General features: G+C 54.5%; 17 protein-coding genes and 1 pseudogene. 11 read left to right on the plus strand and 7 right to left on the minus strand.

The window, feature by feature from the left end:
* Positions 1 to 17 precede the first annotated feature (17 nt).
* The 7 genes from I6I12_RS08060 to I6I12_RS08090 all read left to right on the plus strand — a co-directional run bounded on the left by I6I12_RS08060 (position 18) and on the right by I6I12_RS08090 (position 9,250).
* Positions 18 to 449 carry a (deoxy)nucleoside triphosphate pyrophosphohydrolase gene (locus I6I12_RS08060; RefSeq protein ID WP_023021809.1) on the plus strand — a complete coding sequence of 144 codons (432 nt, stop codon included), beginning with the start codon at positions 18 to 20 and terminating at the stop codon, positions 447 to 449.
* A 129-nt stretch (positions 450 to 578) separates the two neighbouring features.
* Positions 579 to 3,329, plus strand: coding sequence for a Z1 domain-containing protein (locus I6I12_RS08065; RefSeq protein ID WP_023027840.1), 2,751 nt, complete (start codon positions 579 to 581; stop codon positions 3,327 to 3,329).
* A 2-nt stretch (positions 3,330 to 3,331) separates the two neighbouring features.
* On the plus strand, positions 3,332 to 4,324 hold the full coding sequence (locus tag I6I12_RS08070) for a PD-(D/E)XK motif protein (protein ID WP_023021811.1): 993 nt from the start codon (positions 3,332 to 3,334) through the stop codon (positions 4,322 to 4,324).
* Between the two features lie 3 nt (positions 4,325 to 4,327).
* On the plus strand, positions 4,328 to 6,307 hold the full coding sequence (locus tag I6I12_RS08075) for a hypothetical protein (RefSeq protein ID WP_023021812.1): 1,980 nt from the start codon (positions 4,328 to 4,330) through the stop codon (positions 6,305 to 6,307).
* A complete protein-coding gene (locus tag I6I12_RS08080; RefSeq protein WP_023021813.1) occupies positions 6,300 to 7,205 on the plus strand; it encodes a hypothetical protein in 906 nt (301 codons plus the stop codon). Before I6I12_RS08075 ends, I6I12_RS08080 begins: the two co-directional genes overlap by 8 nt.
* Positions 7,206 to 7,970: a DUF6339 family protein gene (locus tag I6I12_RS08085; protein ID WP_023021814.1), complete on the plus strand. Its 765-nt coding sequence runs from the start codon at positions 7,206 to 7,208 to the stop codon at positions 7,968 to 7,970.
* The gene (locus I6I12_RS08090) at positions 7,970 to 9,250 is read left to right on the plus strand and encodes an ATP-binding protein (RefSeq protein ID WP_023021815.1); all 1,281 of its coding nucleotides are present in this window, start codon (positions 7,970 to 7,972) and stop codon (positions 9,248 to 9,250) included. Before I6I12_RS08085 ends, I6I12_RS08090 begins: the two co-directional genes overlap by 1 nt.
* Here the strand turns inward: I6I12_RS08090 and I6I12_RS08095 are convergent.
* Positions 9,247 to 11,202, minus strand: a complete 1,956-nt coding sequence (locus I6I12_RS08095; protein ID WP_023021816.1) for a DNA cytosine methyltransferase — start codon at positions 11,200 to 11,202, stop codon at positions 9,247 to 9,249. The genes I6I12_RS08090 and I6I12_RS08095 overlap by 4 nt on opposite strands.
* 698 nt (positions 11,203 to 11,900) lie before the next feature.
* Positions 11,901 to 12,209, minus strand: a pseudogene (locus tag I6I12_RS08100) (FAD-binding oxidoreductase); the annotation flags it as partial.
* Positions 12,210 to 12,340: 131 nt separating this feature from the next.
* Here I6I12_RS08100 and I6I12_RS08105 point away from each other — a divergent pair.
* On the plus strand, positions 12,341 to 12,829 hold the full coding sequence (locus I6I12_RS08105; protein ID WP_200287741.1) for a GntR family transcriptional regulator: 489 nt from the start codon (positions 12,341 to 12,343) through the stop codon (positions 12,827 to 12,829).
* Here the strand turns inward: I6I12_RS08105 and I6I12_RS08110 are convergent.
* Entirely contained in the window at positions 12,826 to 14,079 is a 1,254-nt protein-coding gene (locus I6I12_RS08110; protein WP_200287743.1) for an MFS transporter, read from the minus strand. The genes I6I12_RS08105 and I6I12_RS08110 overlap by 4 nt on opposite strands.
* A gap of 112 nt (positions 14,080 to 14,191) precedes the next feature.
* Between I6I12_RS08110 and I6I12_RS08115 the strand changes: the two genes are divergently transcribed.
* A complete protein-coding gene (locus I6I12_RS08115; protein WP_232212585.1) occupies positions 14,192 to 14,710 on the plus strand; it encodes a hypothetical protein in 519 nt (172 codons plus the stop codon).
* On the opposite strand, the gene I6I12_RS08120 is transcribed toward I6I12_RS08115, so the two are convergent.
* From I6I12_RS08120 to I6I12_RS08130, 3 genes are all read right to left on the minus strand, one after another.
* Complete coding sequence (locus I6I12_RS08120) at positions 14,707 to 15,549, minus strand: hypothetical protein (RefSeq protein WP_200287745.1); 843 nt, start codon at positions 15,547 to 15,549, stop codon at positions 14,707 to 14,709. The genes I6I12_RS08115 and I6I12_RS08120 overlap by 4 nt on opposite strands.
* Positions 15,550 to 15,755: 206 nt before the next feature.
* Complete coding sequence (locus tag I6I12_RS08125; protein WP_200287747.1) at positions 15,756 to 16,604, minus strand: DNA primase; 849 nt, start codon at positions 16,602 to 16,604, stop codon at positions 15,756 to 15,758.
* Positions 16,605 to 16,685: 81 nt separating this feature from the next.
* Positions 16,686 to 18,389, minus strand: coding sequence for a carboxylesterase/lipase family protein (locus tag I6I12_RS08130; RefSeq protein ID WP_200287749.1), 1,704 nt, complete (start codon positions 18,387 to 18,389; stop codon positions 16,686 to 16,688).
* Positions 18,390 to 18,505: 116 nt separating this feature from the next.
* On the opposite strand from I6I12_RS08130, the gene I6I12_RS08135 reads away from it, so the two are divergent.
* A complete protein-coding gene (locus I6I12_RS08135; protein WP_200287751.1) occupies positions 18,506 to 19,234 on the plus strand; it encodes a hypothetical protein in 729 nt (242 codons plus the stop codon).
* Between the two features lie 183 nt (positions 19,235 to 19,417).
* Positions 19,418 to 23,137, plus strand: coding sequence for a multifunctional oxoglutarate decarboxylase/oxoglutarate dehydrogenase thiamine pyrophosphate-binding subunit/dihydrolipoyllysine-residue succinyltransferase subunit (locus I6I12_RS08140; protein ID WP_408910312.1), 3,720 nt, complete (start codon positions 19,418 to 19,420; stop codon positions 23,135 to 23,137).
* 440 nt (positions 23,138 to 23,577) lie between these two features.
* Here the strand turns inward: I6I12_RS08140 and I6I12_RS08145 are convergent, their stop codons facing one another.
* Positions 23,578 to 24,321 carry a hypothetical protein gene (locus I6I12_RS08145; RefSeq protein WP_200287755.1) on the minus strand — a complete coding sequence of 248 codons (744 nt, stop codon included), beginning with the start codon at positions 24,319 to 24,321 and terminating at the stop codon, positions 23,578 to 23,580.
* Between the last annotated feature and the right edge of the window lie 36 nt (positions 24,322 to 24,357).

The raw sequence follows: 24,357 nt of genomic DNA on the forward strand, positions 1-24,357 counted from the left end.
CAAGGCACAATAGAGTCATGTCTAAACCCATTCGCGTCGTCGGCGCCGTTTTCGTCGATGAAGATCGCACACAGCATTTAGCCTTCCGCAAGAAGCCCGGCACTCCCCTTGCCGGCATGTGGGAATTTCCCGGCGGCAAGATCGAACCCGGCGAAACACCAGAGCAAGCACTCGCGCGCGAACTTAAGGAAGAACTCGGCATTTCAGCCACCGTCGGCGAAAAGGTAACGACAACCGTTCACCATTACGATTTCGCCACCATTGAGCTCACCACCTTCTATTGCACCACCACCGCCTCCCTGCTAGCCGACGACCTCAGTCTCACCGACCACGACGCCACCCGCTGGGTCAACATCGCTGACGCCCTCGAGCTCGAGTGGGCTCCGGCAGACGTGCCTGCGGTAGAGCAGCTCTCGGCAACGCCGCCCAGGCAAACAGTGTTTATTTAGCAAATAATTATGTAGGAAAGGCCACAAAATACTTTGAATAATTGCCGGTGGGCAATTTAAACCATCGCTATTCTTGAATAGTCTTAAACCAAGTTTGCTAAATTTGCTCCCCAATTCCCTGGAGAAAAAATGACTGATAATTCGACTACTACCCGTAACCTCAAAATCGAATGGCTTTTAGAAGAAATTCGAAATGCCGTCCGTACGGGAGTTTCTGTAGATGCGGCAGTAGAAAGGATTTCCAACAATCCTTTCGTCAAGCCCCCAGAAGACCTCCTCAACGAAGCACGAATCATCTTTCTCCAGAATGCCGGGCAAATCTCAAAGTTTAAGGCTGTCGACTCCCTAATTCAGGATGAAGTGGATTCCGGTGATTGGTATGACGGCCCAGACTACGACAACCACATTTATTGGCCTCATGTAAAGGAAGTGCTTCAACCCAAACTCGGCAGCGCGCTCGACGACGTCGACAAAGCGTCGAGCAAAGTGCTTTGCTCACTTCGACCGCCCGCTGAAGATGCATTCGATGTCCGTGGCCTAGTACTCGGTTTCGTTCAAAGCGGTAAAACTACGAACTTCATATCTTTGATTTCTAAAGCCGCAGATATCGGATACAGGCTCATCATTGTCCTGGCAGGTATGACGGATAATCTCCGTATTCAGACTCAGAAACGTATCAATGAACAACTCATCGATGAAACACCGAACTGGGTAAAACTCACCGATATCGATAGCGACTTCAATGCTTCGCAGTTCAACGCGAACAATCGGAATTCGGATACCCTTCTTGGGGCTCCGGCGAACCGACATATCGCAGTTGTGAAGAAGAACGGCCATATTCTTACTGCTCTGAACAATTTCCTCCAGGGCGCAACAATTGCTACTAAAGATCTTCCTATTCTCGTCATCGACGACGAATCTGATCAGGCTTCTATCAATGTATCCCCCAAAGCCAAAGCCGAAACCTCAAAAATCAACGCCCAGATCAAAACGCTTCTGCGGAATCCTAAGACGGCATACGTCGCGTATACAGCGACTCCTTTTGCAAATATCCTTATCGATCCAAATGACACCACAGATCTCTATCCAAAAGACTTCATCCATGTCCTCCCCAAACCGGAAGGATATTTCGGCACAGAGACTATCTTTGGCCGTGAGCCACTAAATGGCGAAGACGCCGAAGAGCTGGATGGTCTGTCTATGGTGCGGACGATCGACGAAGATGAAATTGGCGCGACACGACCTCCAAGTGGAAAGAAAGGCTTCGAAAACTGGGAGCCTGAAATTCCTAAGTCCCTCGATGAAGCAATTCGCTGGTTTATCCTCGCCACTGCAGCTCGCCGTGCGCGTGGGCAAAAAGATGCGCATTCATCGATGCTGATTCACACTGCAGTACGCACCGCTGCCCATGAGATCTTGCACGAATTAGTTCAAGAACAAGTGAAGTTCCTCGCGCGCAAGCAGGACGCCCCAGAGATGCTTAAGCTTCTCGAAGCACAATGGGTTTACGAGACCGAGCAAGTTTCCGCAGAAGCACTGGGATACGAGACTCTGACATTTGAGGAAATCAAGCCACATATTTCAGACGTCCTCAAAGCAATTGAAGTAGTAATGGACAATGGTGTGTCCGAGCAACGACTTCAATACGAAGACGGGAAGCCGAAGACTGTTATTGCAGTCGGCGGCAATACTTTGTCCCGAGGTCTGACTCTAGAAGGCCTCGTCTGCAGCTATTTCGTTCGAAACGCTACTGCCTACGACACCCTTCTTCAGATGGGACGCTGGTTCGGTTTCAGAAACGGATACGGTGACCTTCCACGAATTTGGATGACCGAAGATCTCGAGAATTGGTTCCATGACCTTGCTTTGGTGGAAGCGGACTTGCGAAAAGACCTAGCACGTTACGCCGATGACGGCGAAACCCCGCTTACATTCCAAGCGCGAATCCGCACGCATCCGTCGATGGAAGTTACGGCTCGTGCAAAGCAGCAGAATAGTCGCCCAGCAGTAGTCAGTTATTCCGGCCAGAAAGTCCAGACGATTCTCTTCCGCCACAAGAATAAAGACTGGTTATCCCAAAATATTCAAGCGACGGAATCCTTGGTCCAGGACATTCAAGGCAAGGGTCTAAAAGAGCATCAAAAGAAGAACGGTACTAAGTTCTTCAAACAAGTCCCTGCAAGCGTCGTTGAAAAATTCCTCGACGAATATGTCATCTACGAGGAATCCACTCTTGGACGAAACAATGCGGAGCTGCTCAAGGCATATATCAAGAAGGAACACTCAACAGGCTCTATCCGAGCATGGGATATTTCCTTCTTCGGTAGGTCTGGCTCAGACAGTCTTAAATCCATCGATTTAGGACTGACCAGCGAACTCAACTTGCTTAATCGTTCCCAGATGGTGGTTTCAGCAAGCCCAGATGTCGCTAACATTAAGACCCTCGTCGGTTCGCTGGATCGCTTGAATAGTGCCGATCTGGATAAGCCGGCGTTGCAGGAACTAATCGGCGAGTTTGAAACACAGTCGACCAAGGCTGAAACTAAACTCCTGAAAGCGTACGAAGCAGCTGTAGGCACTGACGTCGCCCATTTAGGCATCTATGCCATCGATCCAGATTCAAAGACAAGTCAGTCGTCCGACTTCGTACACAAGTCCGGCAAAAACGTTGGAAAACTCATCACTCCGAGAAATCGACGTAAGGATTTGAATGCTGAGGACGTAATGATCGGCATCGGTCTCTTCTTCCCGACTTCGAGCAACCCAGATCCTGACGCTGAATATGTAAGCGCCCAAGACTTCCTCGATGCCGAAACCATGGAACAAGTCGCCGAAGCTGAAAGCGAAGTTCTCCAGGCTATCGAAAGTGAGGAGGTCTAGAAATGTCAGTTTTGAGCAAATCAGAATTTCTATTTCAGGCGGTTTCGAAGGATCAGAATCTCAACAATGGCGAGGAATGGGCACTAAGTACTGGTGTAGAAATTCCTGCCGGCGCCGTTCAATGCTTTTCCGGTTACGCAGGAAAAATTGGCCTGATTATACCTACTTCCCAGGAGGAATTCGACACCTTCGTCGATGACAGGAAGAGCAAGGCAATTCATCTGACTCGTCGAAAGGTCGTCAACAATGGAATCGACACCGACTTCCAAGCACGACTGATTCTTCGAGATTTGAATCAACGAAGCATCTTCTATTTCTTTGTAGATGAGCTTCTAGGTTTCCTCGACGGGAAAGAAAACGCATCAATCACTGACGTGTCGGCTTTTCTTGCGAAGTGGCGTCACTTCTTCTCCAGCGATAAGCAGTTCGTTATCGATCCGCAGGTTGAAGTTGGGCTCCTCTGCGAACTAGAAGTGCTGCTCGGTTTGCTTCGTGATGAAGTGCCCAATGCCGTCGAATCTTGGTACGGCCCAGAAAAGACGCGTCACGACTTCCTGCTTAACGACTGCGCGATTGAGTGCAAGGGAACGGCATCTGCGGACAGAATGTTGTTATCTATCCACGGCAGAAACCAGCTGGAAACCCCTAACAATAAACCGCTATACCTCGTATTTCGTCGATACAATCGCCATCCTGACGGAGCGCTATCGATTCCGTCCCTCGTTGAGGAGCTTCAAACATACCCTGCTTTCAATATTGAAAGCTTCACTGAAAAGATGCATCTCCTCGGGATAGATGTTTTCGATGAAGCACATTCAAAAGCCTTCAATAGCTATTTCGCGGTTGACGTCCATGAATTTGAAATCACTGAGGAGTTCCCACGAGTGGAGGTCAAAGACCCCGCGAACCGAATCTCCGACCTCCAATACAAAATTGACCTAGCCGGCCCAAGTTCTATCCCTGGGTACCGACCAATCCCCTCCTTCATTAAGTAACTCATGCCTTTTCACCACAAAAAGCCGTTCGATCCTTCCGGCGATGTCTACGCAAACTCGGTGACTCGAACGATGAAAAGCCAGGCTCTCTCTGCTTGGGACATGTTCACCCGCGAGACTTTGCAAAACAGTTGGGATGCCCGCGATCGTGCATCCCACGATGACGGCGTCACTTTCGCGATCGACTTTGTAGAGCTGAACCAACATCAAATCGATTGTTTAAAGAACGATGTCTTTGGCAACGACTTTGTCGGAATTCCGCAGCTTGAATCCGCGCTTGAGTCTGGCGGTCTGTCCGCACTGACTGTTAGCGATTCTGGAACGTACGGGCTTCGCGGCCCGAGTATTGCCACAGCTGCGGTAGACGGACCTACCGATTTCAACTCATTCGTTAGGAACATCGGTCGAAGCGACACCAAGAAAGTAGCCGGAGGTACTTACGGCTTCGGCAAAGGCGTCTTCTTCATCGCCAGCGAGGTTAAGACTATCGTCATCTACACGCGAACCAGCGATGAAAATGGTCAGCGTGTTAATCGACTCATCGCCATGTCTAATGCCGATGATTTCCAAGCTGACAATATCGCTTACACCGGCCGGCACTGGTGGGGAGAGCACGCCGTTGAGGAAACCGGCACGGACCGCACCGAGTTTGCTGAACCCTATACAGGCCAAGTTGCCGATGCAATTGCAGCAGTTTTGGGGCTCGACAGCTACTTCACTGAAGATCGGCAGACCGGTACTTCAATCATGATTTTGAATCCTAATCTCTCTGTCCAAGAAGACCAGGTTGAATCCGGCCTAGACAGCGGCCGCATTGTTCTTCAACAAATCGCAAGTTCCCTAACTCGTTGGGCTTGGCCACACATGATTGATATCGACACGGGTATGGATCCGATCGAATTCAGTGTTTCCTACAAGCGTGAGCAAATGAAGATTCCCGACCCAAAGAAGGATCAAGGCCTCCGTCCTTTCGTAATGGCCTACTCAGAGGCAGTTTCTAATCCAAAGCCGCCGTCAAATGTCTGGAATAACAGCTACTTTGGTCGTCTAACGACGATTTCCGGCAAGCGCCCTAAGAAGGATCTAGGCACGTTGTCGATCGTGAATTTGAACGATGCAATCTCCTCTGAGCAAACTGTCATCGGGCAAGATATTTCCAACCACGTTGCCACGCTGCGAAATCCCCGAATGATCGTCGAATATTACCAAGCTCCAGAAGCTGCAAACGGAAAACCGTATTGTGGAGTCTTTTTGGCAGACCCCGAGGCTGACCGCGTATTTGCCCGAAGCGAGCCGGCTGCGCACCACCAGTGGAACCGTGAGACGATTGCCCACGATGTAGAGCTTCTAAAAGAGTTTTGGGGAAGCACAAACAACCCTGTCAGTGTCTTCTTCACGAGACTGCGAGAAATGCTTCAATCAGTCGGACTTGAGAATGCCCGTCCCACTCGAAGCCAACATTTCCGCTCGGCGGCGGAACTGTCTAGTTCCCTAGGCACGCTAATTTCTAACGCAGAAGGCGGTACCAGCAACCGCTATATCAAGCCAAAGCCGAAAACTGTTCAACGCAAGAAATCCTCCTCGCGCGCGACTGCAAACTCTAAAATCGATTCCATTCGAAAGGCAGAAGGCGGAAAGCGCACAACGTTCAGCGTCGATGTACAAATTCCGTCTAATAAACTGCCCGCGGGATTGACGATTCGACCCGCAGTAAACTCCGATAAAGGTGACCTTTACGAACAGTTGTCGAAACTAGGCGTACCTGTTCCGAAGATTGAAAAGATCACCTTTACCGCAGACGAAGAAAATACAGCATCAAATGCATTAGCTTCCGCTGATGAACCGATCCTGCACGAATCGCCAGAGGCTTCGTTACTAGTCGACGTTTGGCAACCAAACGACACCGCCGTCTCACTTCAATTTGAGTTCGAGTACAACCTAAAACCTAATTCGTCTGTGATTGGAGAAAATTCAGATGAGTAACGCAGTCAGTTTTGGCTACAACCGTCCTTCCCAAGACTCCATCGAAATAATTGATTTCAAGGTCGTAATCGACGGAGAAGCATTCGACAGCAAAACGGAAGAGCTCCCGACTTGGAATTATGAATCCAAAGTGGAAGTCTTCGCAGAATTAGATTTCGACTTCGAGCGGTTTACCAAGGAATCGGGGTTCATTTCTTTCGCTGCCGATGAAGACTTACCGGAATATTCGGGGCTGATCTCTTGGTCCTGCAACAAGACTAGGCAACGCGGTGCAAGCCCTCGCCAATCGCTTCATGATGGCAAGAATACGTTGCACATTGAGCTGGACAGTTTGTTGCTCGGCGGAGAGCTTCAGATTGCAATCAACGTAGACCTCGAGACTCCAGGCGTAGCTTACGAGGACTTAATTCCGCCAGAGCGTCCTGGGGCGCGTCTATGGGCCAGCTATCCACTTCGGATTCGGTTAGAGGGCGATGGGTCACAAATGTCCATCACTCCCCTGGATTTCAAAGAAACCGGAATTCGCCCGCAACTGGCAATGTGGAAAGTACAGGTTTCTCCTGACGTTCTCCTGCCTGTTCAAGCAGGTCTGAGGATCCTCATCAACACAGCTCACCCCACTAGCCGCAGAATGCTTGAAAAGGGTTCTGGCAAAGAAAAACAGATGTGGGAGCGTTATCTCCAAACCGACATTGTTACGCAGCTTCTCCTACGCGCTCCAAGCTTGGACGAAATCGAAAACTTAGAAAGCCATAGCCTGTTTTCTGGCTCGCTAGCAGAAAGTATTTTCAATCTCGCCCAAGCACTATTCCCCGAGAAACCATACGCCGACATCGTCAACGATCCATCCACCCTTTTCGCGACTGTTCAAGCGTTTACTTTCAAGGAATCCAAATAAATGGCAATCACGTATTTCCCGCGACTCACCAACTCGGTCGCCATTTCGTTAATCGGGGATTTCTCTCGTTTTAGCGACCCGAGTGAACTTACGCAATTTGCCGCCACGCGACATGAAATGCAGTATCACGATCCACTTGCGACCCTGCTCGTCGAAGAGTCGGAGCTGTCGGAGGTAAGAAAGAAAATTGTTGCGCTCGCAAACGAACTTGGTTTTCCAGAGCAATTGGGGCGTCAGGCGGTAAGAAACTTCGACCAACCAGCGGCTGACATTCTCTACAACAGTATTGACCTGGTTCCAGCCGAAGCAGCGAACGGAGAGATCTGGAACTTTCTAACTCTAGTGCTGCTCCCTGACATCGCTGCTTGGCGCTACCCAAATATCGATGCAAAGTATGATTTCGAGCGATGGCTCGGCGGTGATCGAAATGTTTTCCGTAAACTCTGGTGGCGACAAGCCACGCTAGGGAAAACCCTTAACGAAAAGATCGGTGAAGACGAAGCCGTAGGCGTCATGGAGCGTCCGAGCTTGTCTGCCAATCCGATTATTGCGCGCGCAATCATTTCGGCTTTCGATGAGGTTTACAAGCACCACACGCAACTTGCTCGCTCCGAGGTCATGCGTCTGGCCACTCTACACGTCCGGCGCCTAGTGCCATTGATAGACTTCGATTTTTACAAGGAAGACGAACTGCGAGAGTTACTAATTCCAGTGATCGAAAATTCCTGCGTTGAATACGAAAACGAAAGGCGGACAAAGGACTAATGAATCAGATTTCTATCGCTCCCTCTGCACGCCGATTGACTACCTCCCTGAGAGATATCGGATACAGCTTTGAATCTGCAGTTGCAGATATTGTCGATAACTCAATTGCTGCCGGCGCCACAAAGATAGCAATCGATATCGAATTCGATGGCAAAGATTCCTCAGTCATCATTAAAGACGACGGTGATGGAATGACTGCGCAAGCAATCGACGAAGCTATGCGATTTGGTAGCCGACGTAGCTATGCCGACCAGGAACTAGGCCGTTACGGCCTTGGCCTGAAGACAGCATCGCTCTCGCAATGCAAGCGTCTTTCAGTCATCAGTAAGTCGAGCGCCGCTCCACTCCAAGCAAGGATTCTTGATCTGGATTTCATCCAGACAGTCGACGACTGGGTCACACTTGATCACAGTGAAGAGGAAGAAGTAATTGCTCTCGCCGCGGAGCACTTCGATGAAAGCGGAACGTTAGTCATTTGGAACAAACTAGACCGACTGCTGCCAGCCAAGTCTCCTGACAGTGGTTGGGCAAGGCGCCGTATCGAAAACCTTGCTCCAAAACTTTCTTCCTACTTGTCGATGGTTTTCCACCGATTCCTTTCCGGCGAAGCCTACGCAAAGGTGGACATTCAAGTTAACGGAGAATCGCTGAATCCTTGGGATCCTTTTGCACGCTCCGAGCCTCACACTCAGGAGCTCGATTCAGACGAATTTGAAATCGAACACGGTGACATCACAGGCACCGTCACGGTCAGGCGATTCCTTCTACCCCAGCGAAGCGAATTTAGTTCTCGCGAAGCTTTCGATGCTGCCTCCGGTATTGACAAATGGAACAAACAGCAAGGTCTATATATCTATCGAGCTGACCGCTTGGTCCAATGGGGCGGATGGTCCAAAATCCGCACGATTGATGAGCACACCAAGTTGGCTCGGGCATCTGTCGATTTCGGCACCACCCTTGACGACGCATTCAACATCAATGTCGCCAAAATGCGGGTGAATCTTCCAGGCCAGTTACGCAAAATGCTTGCAAGGCCAGTCAATGAGCTTTGCATTGCAGCAGACGCTGCTTACCGTCGTGAGAACGCGCGGAAACTTGTAGACGAGGAAAAACTGCCTGAATTCAAACCTGACTTTGGTGGAAGTGAATCCGGTGAATCTATCGGCCTAGCTCTCCGAACCGCGGCAGCTAGAACCGGTAACTTCAAGGCTTTGGAAGCAATCTCTGAGCTCCTCAAGGCTGAAATGCCGGAACTAGCGAAGCACCTCGGTTTCGATTAAAAGAGAACGTCAGCTGAGCCCGATGCAGTGTGTGCGTATTCGCACCACCGCTGCAACGGACACGAGCTGCACCGCGGACCTTCGCTTACGCACACGGTTCTACCTAATTCGAACAGAGCCAAATGAGCACTGCGAGAATTTTCATTTAGGCCAAGCAATCTTGCGATGCTGATTCGCCCATCGGATTGTTTGTTACGTGACTCTGTATCAGTTCCCTGAAAACGCGACGTAACACGCAAAATACCCTTCGCGACGATAACCGGTTCTTCGCTCTTACCTTCCACACCGGTTTCAGGCGAGGAAAGCTCAAGGATATTTCGTAGCGCAGGATTAGTCGCAGGAAATACGTCAGGATCGATGCTTGGCTTCCAAAACTCTGCAGGTTTTTCGTTAATTTTCTCTACGATTTGTGAGAACTTCTCACGACGTTTCTCAAAACGCTCGCCTTGGAACACACCCAAGACCGTCCTAAAAGAACTTTCTGGGACGCCAGATTCCCGCGTTGGTCCTTCCAAATTTTGAATCAATGGCCACAACATTTGGACTTGACCGCGCGTTGCTCGTTCCAGGAAGATTTCACAGACCAGAACGTGCCAACGATTTCCTTCTCGAATCCACGGCCACACGAGGTTAGCTTCGGACTGTTCGTTGTACCACTTAGAAAGGGTTTCCGAGGTCGCGATTGAGTCATAGGGCTTACTCGTATTTCGCTCTAGAGAATCGAGTACAGACTTTCCGATATTTTCGCCCAATCGAACTGGGACGGCGTTACCAATTTGTTTGAAAGCAGCACTCGGTGGACCGCTGAAGCGGAAGTCGTCTGGGAAGGTCTGCAGTCGCGCAGCCTCACGTACGGTTAAAGTCCGAGACTGGCGTGGGTGGATGAACCCATAGCCATCTTTAGCGATATGCGCAGTGATCGTCCTTGAAAGATCATTTTCGTCTAGCCGCTTGTACTTATCGTTGAAGATGTCTGATCGATAGCGCTGAAGATGAGCTGGAAGATCTGAGTACTTCGTATCTGATGTCATCATCTCAAAAGCGAGCTTGTCATCCTCACGCACAGGTCGTGTGATGTGGTCGTAGAGCCTACTAGCGTCCGCGTTCGAAACACCTCGGCGAATATACTTCTGGAACTCAGTCTTCGGACCTGAATATGTAATCCATCCATCAGCGCCTCCCTCAGGACGCCAACCACCTTCTACTTCAGGCATATCGCCAATTGCATTCCAGACAGTAACCTTTTTCGTCACTTCCTCTGGCCAATCGAATTTTACGCTGTCTCTAAGAGCTACAAGAATATAGCGCTGGCGGAATTGAGGAACCCCGTAACGCCATGTATCAATAACACGGCTTTCAACGCTGTAACCGGCTTGTTCCAGTTCCTCAATCATGCTTCGCATGATGAACATTTCATCGTCCAAAGCCATATCTGGAACGTTTTCCATGACAACAGCTTTCGGACGAGCAAGGAGGGCTACTTCCAAATACGCACGCCAAAGGTTTCGACGCTGATCGTCAGGATCACGCATACCTTTCTCAACAAGATAGCGAATGCCATTACGCCCAGCTTTAGAAAAAGGCTGACATGGCGGTCCGCCCGCTAAGACATCGATGTCAGCTTCTTTCATCAAAGAAGCAACTCGTTCAAGGCTTTCAGGAGTTGATAAATCCCAACTTGCTGAAATTCCGGGGAATCTAGCAGCGTGAGTCTCGACTGCGTAGTCGTAGTGATCGACTCCGAGCACAACTTCTATGCCCGCGTTAGTTAGCCCTTGGCTCAAGCCTCCGGCGCCAGCAAAAAGATCGACGCCGAGGACTGCTCCCTCTGCTTTCCTCCTCTTGGCGTATTCCAAAAGCTGCTCGACTGTCTCGCAGTGATCCGGATGCTTCGGAAGCTTCACATAAGGGCCGCGGATTTGTTTGACGGCGTACTCGTCGACAGTTTTCACATGAATAATTTAGCTAGTCAAAGGCCTCTCCCACCAATCTAGATTCAATATCTACACCCATATCCAGACAACAGAGCGAAGACCTGGCGCTTTGTCACGCGAGCGCTTGTGCAATACCCCCATCAGTAGCCCGCAATCTTTGCAAACCACAGATCAATACCTCGTTAATACTTCAACTTCCGACGCTTTCAATTCCACTGATGGATCCCACCAGAAGGATGAATAGTTTTATCCGAATGTCGGTTGTGTCACTCCAATCGTATTTCTGGGAAAACTTAATGTGTTCTTGTGGCTGGCAGTGTTGGAGAACTTAGCGGTTTCCGTGATTTGAGATATGCCACCTAAATGACAATCTCTCTCACCGTCGAGGAAAGAGACTCATTCATCTAAGCGTGCTTACACGCCTTTTCGCGAAATCGGGTTCCGCCCTTCGCGTATCGCACCGAAACATCTTTGGGTCCGCTGCACCGGTTTCAAGCGCCGTCGTCCGCACGAACCTTATGGCTCGGAAACACCTCGTTTCTAATTAAAAACTTATAATCTTCGTTGGATGGTGAACTAGCTTGAGAACACCATCTGTGCGTCACCATCCTTTAATCGTAATAGGTCGCGTCATCCAAGATTCCGCGGACTAATTCCGCGATATGCTTGGCATCGCTTCCTGTTCCCTGCTCAATCTGAGTGCGGCAGGAAAAGCCATCTGCGATGACGCCAGGCTCGATGGTGACCGTCCGGCCCTGGACATCTATTTCGAGGCTTCGGTTGAAGTAGCGGGAGGTATCGATAACCACCCCATCACCAATAGCGTTGCCGGCCACCGAAGTGCCACCACCGCGGCCGACCACGCTCCACCCACGCACCTTGGCCACGTCGATACCGTCCCAGATTTCCTCCACCGTGTGCGGCTTCAGCACCGCCGCTGGAACGCGTCGAAAAATTGACGCACCCGCTGTATACCCAGCCGGCCATGCCACGCCCTCCCGCAAAACCACAGAAGAACCTCGCACGCGAGGTCATGGACTATGTTCGCGACCAAGCCCAAGCCGGGGAAATGACACCGGGTACGTGTTACAGCGTGTACTAACTTTCAGAGGAGCTAGAGATTTCCCGCTCCCCTGTTCGCGACGGGTTGCTCCGTTTGGAAGAAGCAGACCTCATTGAGTTCTCCCGCAACCGCGGGGTCCAAATTGTGGAGACCAAGCTTTCTGACGTCGCGCAAACCTTCGACATGCGCCTGGCATTAGAGCCACGAATTGCCGCACGCGCCGCCAAGTTTCGCACTCCAGCACAAATTGAGCAGATGCGCGAAATCCTGCAAGCCATGCAAACCCATGCGCAGGCAGGCGATGAAGCAGTCTTCTTCTCGTGGGACAAGCGCCTGCATGACGTCATCTTAGAAGCCGGAGGCAGCACCCGAGCGCAAGATACTTTGGCAAGACTGCGCATGCATACCCGAATACTTACCCATTCAACGGTCCGTAGCGAGCGCTCTCTGACAGAGGTCAACGCACAACACTTGCACATCGTCGAGGCCATCGCGGATGGCGATGCCGCCGCGCTTGCCAACGCCGCCCTTCTCGACGCACGAGTCGAGGAAATCTGGGAGGCTCACACTGGTGAGTTTTAAAGGCGCTTCTTCTTGCGCAGCGGGATTCGGCGGACGATAGCGCGACGCTCTTGTAGCGTCTCACGTCCGCACAGCCAGGCCACAACGCCCATGGCGGCAACGCCCGCGCATACCGCGAAAGCTTTGGCGAAGCCGAAGTAATCCGCCAGGCCACCAACCACGATGGGGCCAAGAATCTGGCCAAAGTCACCGGCCATCTGGAAGGTGGAAAGCACCTGACCGCCGGAGCGCTTGTTGCCCACGACGTCGCCAATGGCAGCGGTCTGCGCCGGATTGATAATCCCGGAGGCGGCGCCGGCAAAAGCCGAAACCACAAGCAGCGTTGGAATAGTATCGGCCAAGCCCATAAGGCCCACAAAAAGACCAGTTCCCACGAGGCCGATGAGAATCATAGGGCGTCGACCATAAGTATCGGCCCATCTTCCAGAAAATTGTAAAACTGCAGCGTTACCCGTAGCGAATACAGCTAGAGCAAAGCCGGAGGCAGCGGCGCCGTTATGAAAGACCGAGACGGCAAACAACGGCAGCACGGAAACTCGCACGCCCATATTGATCCAGCTATGGGCAAAGTTGGAGGTCAGCACCGCGCGGTAGGCGGTATCGCCCCAGGCTTCCTGCAGGCGCATGGGCGGCAATTTATCCTTATTGGCCTGTTTGTGGTTGACGCGGGGCATTTGCCACCAGACAACGAATGCGGCGAGCGCGACGCCCACGCCGTAGATGAAAAATGGCCAACGAAAGCCCAGGAAGGACAGGCTGGCGCCAAGAACCGGGCCAGCAACATTACCTAGCAGGAAGGCTGTGGCATAGGTGGCAGAACACTTGCCGCGAATCGACGGCGGAGACATGCGCACAATTAGCCCCATGGCCGAGACCGTGAACATGGTCGAACCAATGCCGGCAAGCGCACGCAGGGCCACGATATGCCAGTAGCTTTGGGCAATGGAAACGAGTCCTGTGGTTACCGCGACTGTCATGAGCCCGATGAGGTAAACACGGCGTGAGCCAACGCGATCCACCAATGAACCGGACATCGGCGCAAATAGGAGGCGCGAGGCAGCGAAGATGGAAACCACCAAGCCCGCGGCGGCCATGGAGACATCGAAGCTCACCACAAACTGCGGCAAGAGCGGAGCGATGAGACCGTAGCCCAACGCGATGATGAATGCGGCGGTGACCATAACCCAGATCTCGCGTGGAATGTGCGGTTTTTGTTCTGGGCTTATTTCCCCACTCTTCGTATTCATCATATCGGCTGCAACTCTAATCCTTCAGTTACGGGAAAGCCATTTTCGATCGCCCGTCGCACGTGCGTTCTAATGATGCGGGCTTGTGTCCGCACGGGACCCTAAGGTGATGGCCATGTACAAAGCACAAAAGAACTTTCCCCAGTCCACCCCGATGTTCCTCCCACGTTCCGCCAGCGAGATTGCCGCAGATTTGCTCTACCACGAATACGACACCATCGAGTCCATTACCGCTATCCTGCACCACCCACGTTCCCTGGCCCGCCCTACTCCCACCTGGCGCCCACCACTCAAGCAGCTGCCGACGGCCGCGGGTGGACCGGGCGGAGACTACTGCATGAGCATTACCCGCCACCGCGTGGGTTCACGCGTAAAGGCCCGAGTGCGCGGCTTTGGGCAAGACCGCATTCCCGCATACCTCATCACCATCCGCATAACCGAGAACTTTGGCCAAACGGTGGAACCTGCCGTGGCCGAAGGCTGGGTACGCACGCTTGTGCCGGCGGAGATGGTGGATGCTGTTCACGAGGTCTCTCGCGGCCCCAATGCCACCTATGTGTGGCTAGTGGATAGCTCTTATCAGCCGGTCCGCTCCCCCGAGTCGCTATTCGTCGGCTTGACCCAAGCCGCCTAAGCGGTCGCGGGCTGTTTTGTCTGCTGCCCCGGCACATCCGGTGCTGCATGCGGGTCAGGCGCGTGCAGGATCTTTTTCAATACTTCGCGGTTAAAGGTCACCGTGTAGTGTCGAGCGATTGCCTTGGGCATAAAACGCAAAACCAAGCAGGCGATGAGAACGGTAAAGACCTTGTCCAAGATGTCAGAGGTAAGGCCTTGCAGGATGATGGCCAGGCGCTCATCTTGAAAGATCAGCTCATAGAACTTGGTAAGGTTTTGCGGTTCCTGGCGTGGACGCCCGCTGAACGAAAAGATCAGGACATATACGCTCATCACGCCGGAGCCGATGCCCATACCGAGTCCGGAAAAAATGATCGACGAGAGCCTATTAAATACCCCTCGGCGGGCCATCAAACCCACGGCGGCGCCGATAAAGATGCCCACAGGAGCAAAGGCGAGATCATAGGCAAAGTACACTCCTCCCAACACCGTGGTGGTCAAGCCCGTGGCCATGCCCAGCACAGGACCGGCGATGATTGCCACGATGGAGGTACCCACAGCATCGAAAAACAACGGGATTTGCGAGCGCACCGTCAATGAGCCCAGCAATAAATTTATCGAGGCACCGAAGATGGGATACAAGAGGATGCAATTGGGCACCAACCCATACTGCGAGGTGTATAACAGCACCGCGGCCACCAAGAGCAGCACCCAGACGCTGGCGGTCAGATAAGACTCAAAAGTCTCGGTCACCGTGGAGTACACGCCAAGGACGGTGCAAAACCACGCGGCAAGCGAGAGTGCTACGGCGACAACGACAAGAACGTATCGCCACGTAGTATCGCGGTTCACTGCCATGGTTTTCTACTCCTCATAAGGTTTGGCCTGGGGCGGATTTTCAGTCCCAGGCCGGGAACCTTCTAAAGCCTAGTTGCCGGCGCGTGAAAGTAGCAAGACAATAAGGAATATATAATCTATACCCCTACCTGCAATAATGCTTTGAAAAAGAGAAAGGCCCAGCCCCACCGCAAGAAGGCGGTGAGCTGGGCTATGGGAGGTAGGGTTTACTTATCTTCAGCTGCTTCGGCCTCGGATTCATCGTCCACGTCGGCATCATCGTTGTCGAAGTAGTCCTCCTCTTCGTCCCCATCATCCTCACCGAAGATGTCGTAGACGTCCGGTTCTTCATAGTCTTCGTCATCGAAGGATACGAGCTGCGCTTCCCAGTCCAAAGCTTGCTCAGAGACAAGCCCCAGGACGTCGAAGAGGCGATCGAAATCGGTGTAGGTACCAAGCTCGAGGGCCTCGGCAGGAACCTCCACGATGGGGACATCATCAAAGTCGGCGTTATCAAAGAGGGCGAGGCGGTCGGCCTCATCGAGATCCTCATCCTCTTCATCAACTTCCCAGGCGAGGGTGACGGCCTCATCTTCCATGTCATCTAGATCGTCTTCGTCGAAGTCGAAAGCGAGGAAGCGGACGATGGCAGAAGGGACACCGTCTATGGTTTCCACAAGCACGCGCAGCTCCGAGTCATTGGCTACTTCAGCCACGACAAGGTGTGGGTTGAGCTCATCTTGGGAAAATTCTAATTCCGCGATGCGTTCATCGGTGCCCTCCAGCAGGTCGCGCAGGACGGTGACCACCTGGTCGGTAGCGATGTGGCGAGAAACCGCCTCCACGGCGTCATCTACAGAGAAGGCGACGGAGACCAAGACTGCCTCAAATTCCTCATCGTCTTCATCAACGTCTGCCGCAGCGATATAGACATTTGCTGCAGGCAGGAGCGGATCGATTTCAATAAATTGAATTTCCAGATCAGAGGTGATTGGAACGAACATGACGTCATCATTGACGCGGGACTCGATGCCCTCGGCATCCAATGCAGAAGCAATATCTTCGAAAAAGCTCATGGTGGTTTAAAATCCATCCTTCGGAAGCAGAGGTCCCCACGGTAGGCAAGCCGCCGCCCGCGGTCACTGTGGAGTCTACCGCTATTCCCACCCGTATGGTTGGAAGCCCAAAGATTTCACCAGCTCTGGGCGCCCACTTCCCCACTCCAACATGTGGTATCCCTCCCACGCTTGTCGCTTGAGCTCGTGCGGGGCGTTTTCAATATAGGCTTCCGCATCAAAGATCATGGTGGCCCGCTGCTTGAGCCCGTAGCGCGGCCAGCTCATCTTCGGGCGGCCACCGTGGATAAAGGCGGACCAGTGCTGCTGCATGGTGGCGGTAAGTTCTTCCATCTCCGCGCGCGAGCCCCAATTAGTAAGGAAGGACGCGCGCGAAGAATGTGGGTCACCAAAGACGTTGCCCAGCTCCATCGAGTGCATGGCCCCTAGGCCCAACCACTTGAGTACGGCAGAGGCGAAGTCAAAGCGGTACATCCACGTCGGTGCCACCTGCGCGTGGGCGGCGGCGATGCGGGTGGAGGGTGCCCAAAAGAGGGCGTCGGCAAGCAGGTGCGCAAAGTCCTCGCGAGCCACTGCGCCGTCATATGCGGCAACCACCTCAGGGGCATGCTGGGGATCGAAGGAGGCCAATAGGCGCAAGGCAGCGCGCTCACGGGAGCTTTGGCGCTGGAAGAGGAATTTGCCAAAGCTAGCCTCGTCCGAGTTCGTGCCGATGAGCAGCGGAACTTGATGCTGGTGGCCGTTTTCAAAGGCGGCAATGGGGTGTTCTGGAATAAGCTCCTCATCCACCGTGGGCGCATAGCAAGAATTAAGGTGAATGAGCTCGCCAGCCCGCCACATCATGGACTGGCCGGAGCGCACCAAATCAGCAAAGTTTTCCTGCCGCAGATCCTCTACCGAGGTGCGGCGCGGCAAGGCCAACCGGTGAACCAGCTCGCGCGCCCACAAGGTGGATTGAGCCCGGGAGTGAATCATGGCGATCGGCGGGGACTGGGCGATGGCGCGATGGAATAGGCCCTCCGCGGGCGGGCTCGTCATCAAGGTCAAAACGGCCGCACCGCCGGCAGACTCGCCCATGAGGGTGACAGAGTCAGGGTCACCGCCAAAGGCGGCGATATTATCGCGCACCCACTGCAATGCCAAGATCTGGTCAGCCACCGCCGGGTTGGCACTGCAGTCGCCGCCTAGGCTGCGCAGGTCCAAATAACCCAAAGAGTTAAGGCGGAAATTGATGGATACGTAGACCACGTCCATGCGGGTGGCTAGCTCGAAACCACGAAGCATGAGCATATGAGACGAACCCATAATGAAGCTGCCGCCATGTAAATAGACCACCACAGGAAGCTTCTCCTCGGTGCGCGGGCGCACGATGTCGAGGTACAGGCAGTCCTCGGAGCCGATAATGCGGTCGGTCCAGGAGTACGTGGGCTGCGGGGCCGGCGGGCCGAACTGACTGCAATCGCGCACGCCCTCCCACGCCGGCGCGGGCTGCGGGGCGCGGAAGCGATTGTCCCCAGCGGTGGTATCTCCAAACGGGATACCGCGCCACGTCAACACCGGCCCGGCGCTAATGGGGCGATCGGGGCGCAGGTCCTCTTCAATAACACCGCGCACCCAACCAGAGGTGGTGCGCACCGTCAGCTCATCTGCCAGGGCGTTTCGAGCTTCCTCGTAGGCGCGGCGGGCGCGTTCGTGCGCCTGCTCCGCCTTCAGTCGCGCCGCCGCGGAGGACTCCTCCGGGAAGACATCCCCGGAATCGCGGTAATTCTCGTGCGGCCTAACCATGTCCACTAGCTTAGGTGGCCTGCACGCCCAGGGCGATCTGATTGCGGCGCGGCGGCACATTAATGCAGCCTTTACTATGCTGGGCACGGATAAGTTTTAGCGAAAGAGAAGGACACATGGGTTTATTCACTAAAGATAAAAAGGACAACTCCACCGAGGTGGATACCGTCGATACCTATGACATCGATCCGGAGGACAGCAACCGCTTTACCTCTGCCCTGCTCAACTCTTTGGACCGCGCGGTATCGATACAATCTGGCGTCATCATCAAGTATGTCGAGAGCCTGAAAAAGCGCAATAAGGGCGCAAGCCCACAGAAGCTGCAGGAGCTCATTGACAAGCACTTCCTTAATATCACCTCCGGTACCGGTGCGGCCGCAGGTGCATCCGCCGCCATCCCGGGTATTGGTTTGGTAACCGGCGCTGCCACCATCGCAGGCGAGTCCGTGGTTTTCTTAGAGGCCGCAGCTTGGTACATCTTGGCTTCTGCCTACCTGCGTGGCGATGACATCAAGTCCCCCGAGCGCCGCCGCGCCCTTGTACTCGTCGTGCTCACCGGCTCGAAGGGGTCCGCTTTGGTCGATACCTTTGTCGGGGACCTCAATAGCGTTGCTGGTATGCGCTCGGCCGCTAGCCTGTCCCGATTCTCCGGCCCCACTCTATCTGGCATCAACGGCCGCCTGACCAAGCTTTTTACCAAACAAGTCACCAAACGCCTCAAGTGGGCGTGGGTAAGCAAACTGATGCCCATGGGCATTGGCGCGGTATTAGGCACCACCGCCAATCGCAAGCTGGCCAAGCAGGTCATCGAGCACGCCGGCGAGCAGCTTTCCCCCCTTACCTAAGGCTAGGGGTAGCCAGAAACCGGAAAGTGGGGCTATTGATACCCCTAACATAGTGAGTTTAGGGGTATGCCCCGTATCATGTAGGCAGACTCTTTGGCGGGTGACGTATGCGCTCGTACAAAGGCCGCACTAAAGTCGAATAAACGACCATTTTAAAGCAGAGAAATGAGGCGAATACCTGCCGTGAGCACATCGAATATCTTCGGCCCCAATGCGTGGCTGATAGACGAGCAGTTCCAGCAGTACTCCAAGGACCCGAGCTCCGTAGATAAGGAGTGGCGCGACTACTTCGAGGCAAACGGCGCGCCTAAGTCTAAGGCCCCAGCCAAGGAGGCCGCGAAGCCGTCTAAGCCAGCCGCGAAGAAGACTGAGGGTACTACTACCGCCCGCAAGCAGGAGGTCCGCGAAACCAACGTGGATAAGTCCGTGTCCAAGGCACAGGAGAAGTCCGCTAAGGCACAGCAGTCCGTAAAGAAGTCTGAGTCCCCGCTGGACCATATTGCGGACTACAAGGGCGGCGAAGAGCGCCAGCTCAAGGGCATGTTCAAGGCCATTGCTAAGAACATGGAAGAATCCCTGGAAATTCCTACCGCTACCACCGTGCGCGATATGCCGGTCAAGCTCATGTGGGAAAACCGTTCCATGATCAATGACCACCTCAAGCGCACCCGCGGTGGCAAGATCTCCTTTACCCACATCATCGGCTACGCCATGGTCAAGGCCGTGCAGCTGCACCCAGATATGAACGTGCGCTACGAGCTCAAGGATGGCAAGCCTTATGTCATCCAGCCCGAGCACATCAACCTGGGCCTAGCCATTGACCTCCCGCAGAAGGATGGCTCCCGCGCGCTGGTCGTTGCCGCCATCAAGGAGTGCGAGACCAAGTCCTTCTCCGAGTTTGTTGCGGCTTATGAGGATATTGTTACCCGTTCCCGCAAGAACAAGCTCACCATGGATGACTTCTCTGGTGTGACCATTAACCTCACCAACCCGGGCGGCATCGGCACCCGCCACTCCATCGCCCGCCTGACTAAGGGCGCAGGCTCCATCATCGGCGTGGGCTCTATGGATTATCCGGCCGAGTTCGCCGGTGCTTCCGCAGATCGCTTGGCTGACCTAGGTGTAGGCCGCCTGGTTACCTTGACCTCCACCTATGACCACCGCGTTATCCAGGGTGCAGAGTCCGGCGAATTTTTGCGCACCATTGGCCAGCTGCTTGTCGACGGCGCGTTCTGGGACGACCTCTTCTCCTCCATGGGCGTGCCTTATGAGCCATTCCGTTGGGCACAGGACGTGCCAAACTCCGGCGTGGACAAGAACACCCGCGTCATGCAGCTCATCGAGTCCTACCGCTCCCGCGGCCACCTGCTTGCCGATACCAACCCGCTGGGTTGGGTACAGCCGGGACTGCCTAACCCGGATCACCGCGACCTCGATATCGCGACCCACGGCCTGACCATTTGGGATCTGGACCGCACCTTCAACGTCGGTGGCTTTGGCGGCAAGGAGCAGATGACTCTGCGCGAGGTGCTGTCTCGCCTGCGCGCCGCCTATACCTTGAAGGTCGGCTCCGAGTACACCCACATCTTGGACCGCGATGAGCGCAGCTGGCTGCAGGACCGCCTCGAGGCTGGCATGCCGAAGCCCACCAACGCGGAGCAGAAGTACATCCTGCAGAAGGTTAATGCCGCCGAGGCATTCGAGAACTTCTTGCAGACCAAGTACGTGGGCCAGAAGCGCTTCTCCCTCGAGGGCGCTGAGACCCTCATTCCGTTGCTGGATTCCATCATCGATACTGCCGCTGGCCAGGATTTGGACGAGGTCGTCATCGGTATGCCGCACCGCGGCCGCCTGAACGTTCTCTTCAATATCGTGGGCAAGCCGCTGGCCGATATCTTCGGCGAGTTCGACGGCAACTACAAGGGCGGCCAGCTCGGCGGCTCCGGTGACGTTAAGTACCACTTGGGTTCTGAGGGCCACCACCTCCAGATGTTCGGCGATGGCGAAATCAAGGTCACCCTTGCTGCCAACCCGTCCCACCTCGAGGCCGTGGACCCAGTCATGGAAGGCATCGCGCGCGCTAAGCAGGACATTTTGGACAAGGGCCCAGAGGGCCACACCGTTGTTCCGGTCATGCTCCACGGCGATGCATCCTTCACCGGCCTGGGCATTGTCCAGGAGACCATCAACCTGTCCCAGCTGCGCGGTTATACCAACGGCGGCACCGTCCACATCGTGGTCAATAACCAGGTGGGCTTCACCACTACCCCGGATTCCGGCCGTTCCACCCACTACGCCACCGACTTGGCCAAGGGCTTCGACTGCCCGGTCTTCCACGTCAATGGCGACGACCCAGAAGCAGTTGTCTGGGTGGGCCAGATGGCTGCCGAGTACCGCCGCCAGTTTGGCAAGGATGTCTTCATCGACCTCATGGTCTACCGCCTGCGCGGTCACAACGAGGCCGATGACCCATCCATGACCCAGCCAGAGCTTTACTCTGTCATCGACGAGCACAAGGCAGTGCGCGAGCGCTACACCAACGACCTCATCGGCCGTGGTGACCTCTCCGCCGAAGACGCCGAAGCAGCCGCACGCGACTTCCATGATCAGATGGAGTCCGTCTTTGCTGAGCACAAGGAAGCTGGCAAGGCTCGCCCGAAGGAGCAGACTGGCATCACCTCCTCCCAGGAGCTCACCCGCGGCCTGGATACCTCCATCACCGCCGAGGAACTCGCCGAGCTGGGTGCCGCCTATGGCAACCCACCAGAGGACTTCGAGTACCACAAGCGCGTGGGCAAGGTAGCCAAGGATCGCGAGAAGTCTTCCCGCGAGGGCGGCATCGACTGGGGTTGGGGCGAACTCATCGCCTTCGGTTCCCTGGCCGGCGAGGGCAAGGTCGTCCGCCTGGCTGGTGAAGATTCCCGCCGCGGTACCTTCACCCAGCGCCACGCCGTTACATTCGACCCACGCAACGGCAATGAGTACAACCCGATGCACGCCATCGCCACCTCCAAGGGCAATGGCGGCAAGTTCATGGTCTACAACTCCGCGCTGACCGAGTACGCTGGCATGGGCTTCGAATACGGCTACACCGTGGGCAACCCAGACGCCCTCGTGGCGTGGGAGGCACAGTTCGGTGACTTCGCCAACGGCGCCCAGACCATTATCGATGAGTACATCTCCTCCGGTGAGGCCAAGTGGGGCCAGCTGTCCAGCCTGGTACTCCTCCTGCCGCACGGCTACGAGGGCCAGGGTCCGGACCACTCCTCCGCCCGCATCGAGCGCTACCTCCAGCTGTGCGCTGAGGGTTCCATGACCGTGGCTCAGCCTTCCACCCCGGCTAACCACTTCCACCTGCTGCGCCGCCAGGCTCTCGGTGAGATGAAGCGTCCATTGGTCGTCTTCACCCCGAAGTCCATGCTGCGCAACAAGGCGGCCACCTCCGCCGTGGAGGACTTCACCGAGGTCAAGCGCTTCCAGTCCGTTATCAACGATCCGAACTACGTTGACGTTGACGGCAAGAAGGTTGGCGATACCGACAAGGTCAAGACCATCATGCTGGTTTCCGGCAAGCTGTACTGGGATCTGGAGAAGAAGCGCGAGGCCGACGGCCGCGATGACATCGCCATCGTCCGCGTGGAGATGCTCCACCCGATTCCGTTCAACCGCCTGCGCGAGGCATTTGAGGCTTACCCGAATGCCACCCAGATTCGCTTCGTACAGGACGAGCCGGCCAACCAGGGTCCATGGCCGTTCTACAATGAGCACCTGCGCACCCTGATCCCAGATATGCCTGAAATGGTTCGCGTTTCCCGCCGTGCCCAGTCCTCGACTGCTACCGGCAATGCCAAGGTGCACCAGATTGAGCAGAAAAACCTGCTGGAAGAGGCTTTTGACATCTAAAGCTCTTCGAAATGTTTAAACCCCAGTGAGGACTCCTCACTGGGGTTTACTCATGCGGGCCAACGTTCCTCAGGAACTACGGACTCGGCTTGCTTCTCAACTAGCACTCTCTTCTTACTCGATTCTCCTCTCCTCTCACGTTCTTAGCGCAGACTTCACTCCTTTCGCGCTCACGGGGAGTGACCGCTGCGAGAAAGGTGCGTTACCGGTGAGCGCGAAGGGAGGGGGTGAGGGTATTGCTGTGCTATGGCCGACCGCGTTCGCACCAGCACCGTTGATCGGATCTGCTGAAATGTTCGGGAATTGGCATCTACGTCAAGCTCGAAGGCTTTGGGCGCCGTTCAGATAACCACGAGCTGTCGGGCCCGTTGGTTTTACTTGACTTGGTGGTTTCCGAGTTGTCGACGCCTGGAAACTTTCGCCTACCCGCCAAAGAAAAACTATTTGGAGCCTCCGGTGAGATCAGACCCACCGGAAGAATCTGAGTCGCCTTCCTCATCGAGCATTTTCGTGCCGGAGCCGTGCAGCCACGTGCGAACCACTTTTGCCACGTCGCCTTTTTGCTCTGCCTCTTGCGCCAATTCAGAGATGTCTTTTCGCGTGATGAACTTCGTCAATGAAGCTATAGATTGGCGTTCCTCGCGGTCCAAGAGATCATCCTGGTAGAGCGCCACAAAATTCTCGGGGAGCTTTGGCTCCGCGTCCTCACAGCCAGTGGCGCTGGATGGTTCCACCGCGCCTAGGTCGCCTGGAAGTGCAGACATTAAAGCGATGTGAGTACGCGCTAGGTAGTCCTCACCGCCTGGTTGGGAGGAGTGCTGAGCTTTTCTATAGTCCTTGGATATTTCCCGCGCCTCACCGGGATTGAGAACGCTGAGAAAAGCCCCCGTGCACCCGACATAAAAATTACCATTGGGGTTCAAATAGCGACCGGACTTAGACTCTTGGAAAATATCCTCCCTAACAAGGGAGGCCTCACGCCCCTGTCTGATCAGCTCTTGGCGAAAGATCTCCGCCAGCACTACTTGGTCGGTCTCACTAGCATCTACCATGATGCCAACGGGGGCACGCTTAGCATTATCCGCATAAGGATCTCCATCAAACTGGGAGGAGCAGCCGGTAAGCAGCATGGCAGAGAGCACCACGCCAGCAATGGCGTGGGCAGGGCGGGCACAGCTGCGCATGGCGATACTATTCTCCTTCAGATTGGCGGCGATCGA

Origin of the sequence: Corynebacterium kefirresidentii (assembly GCF_016599755.1) — a bacterium.
GTDB lineage: Bacteria > Actinomycetota > Actinomycetes > Mycobacteriales > Mycobacteriaceae > Corynebacterium > Corynebacterium kefirresidentii.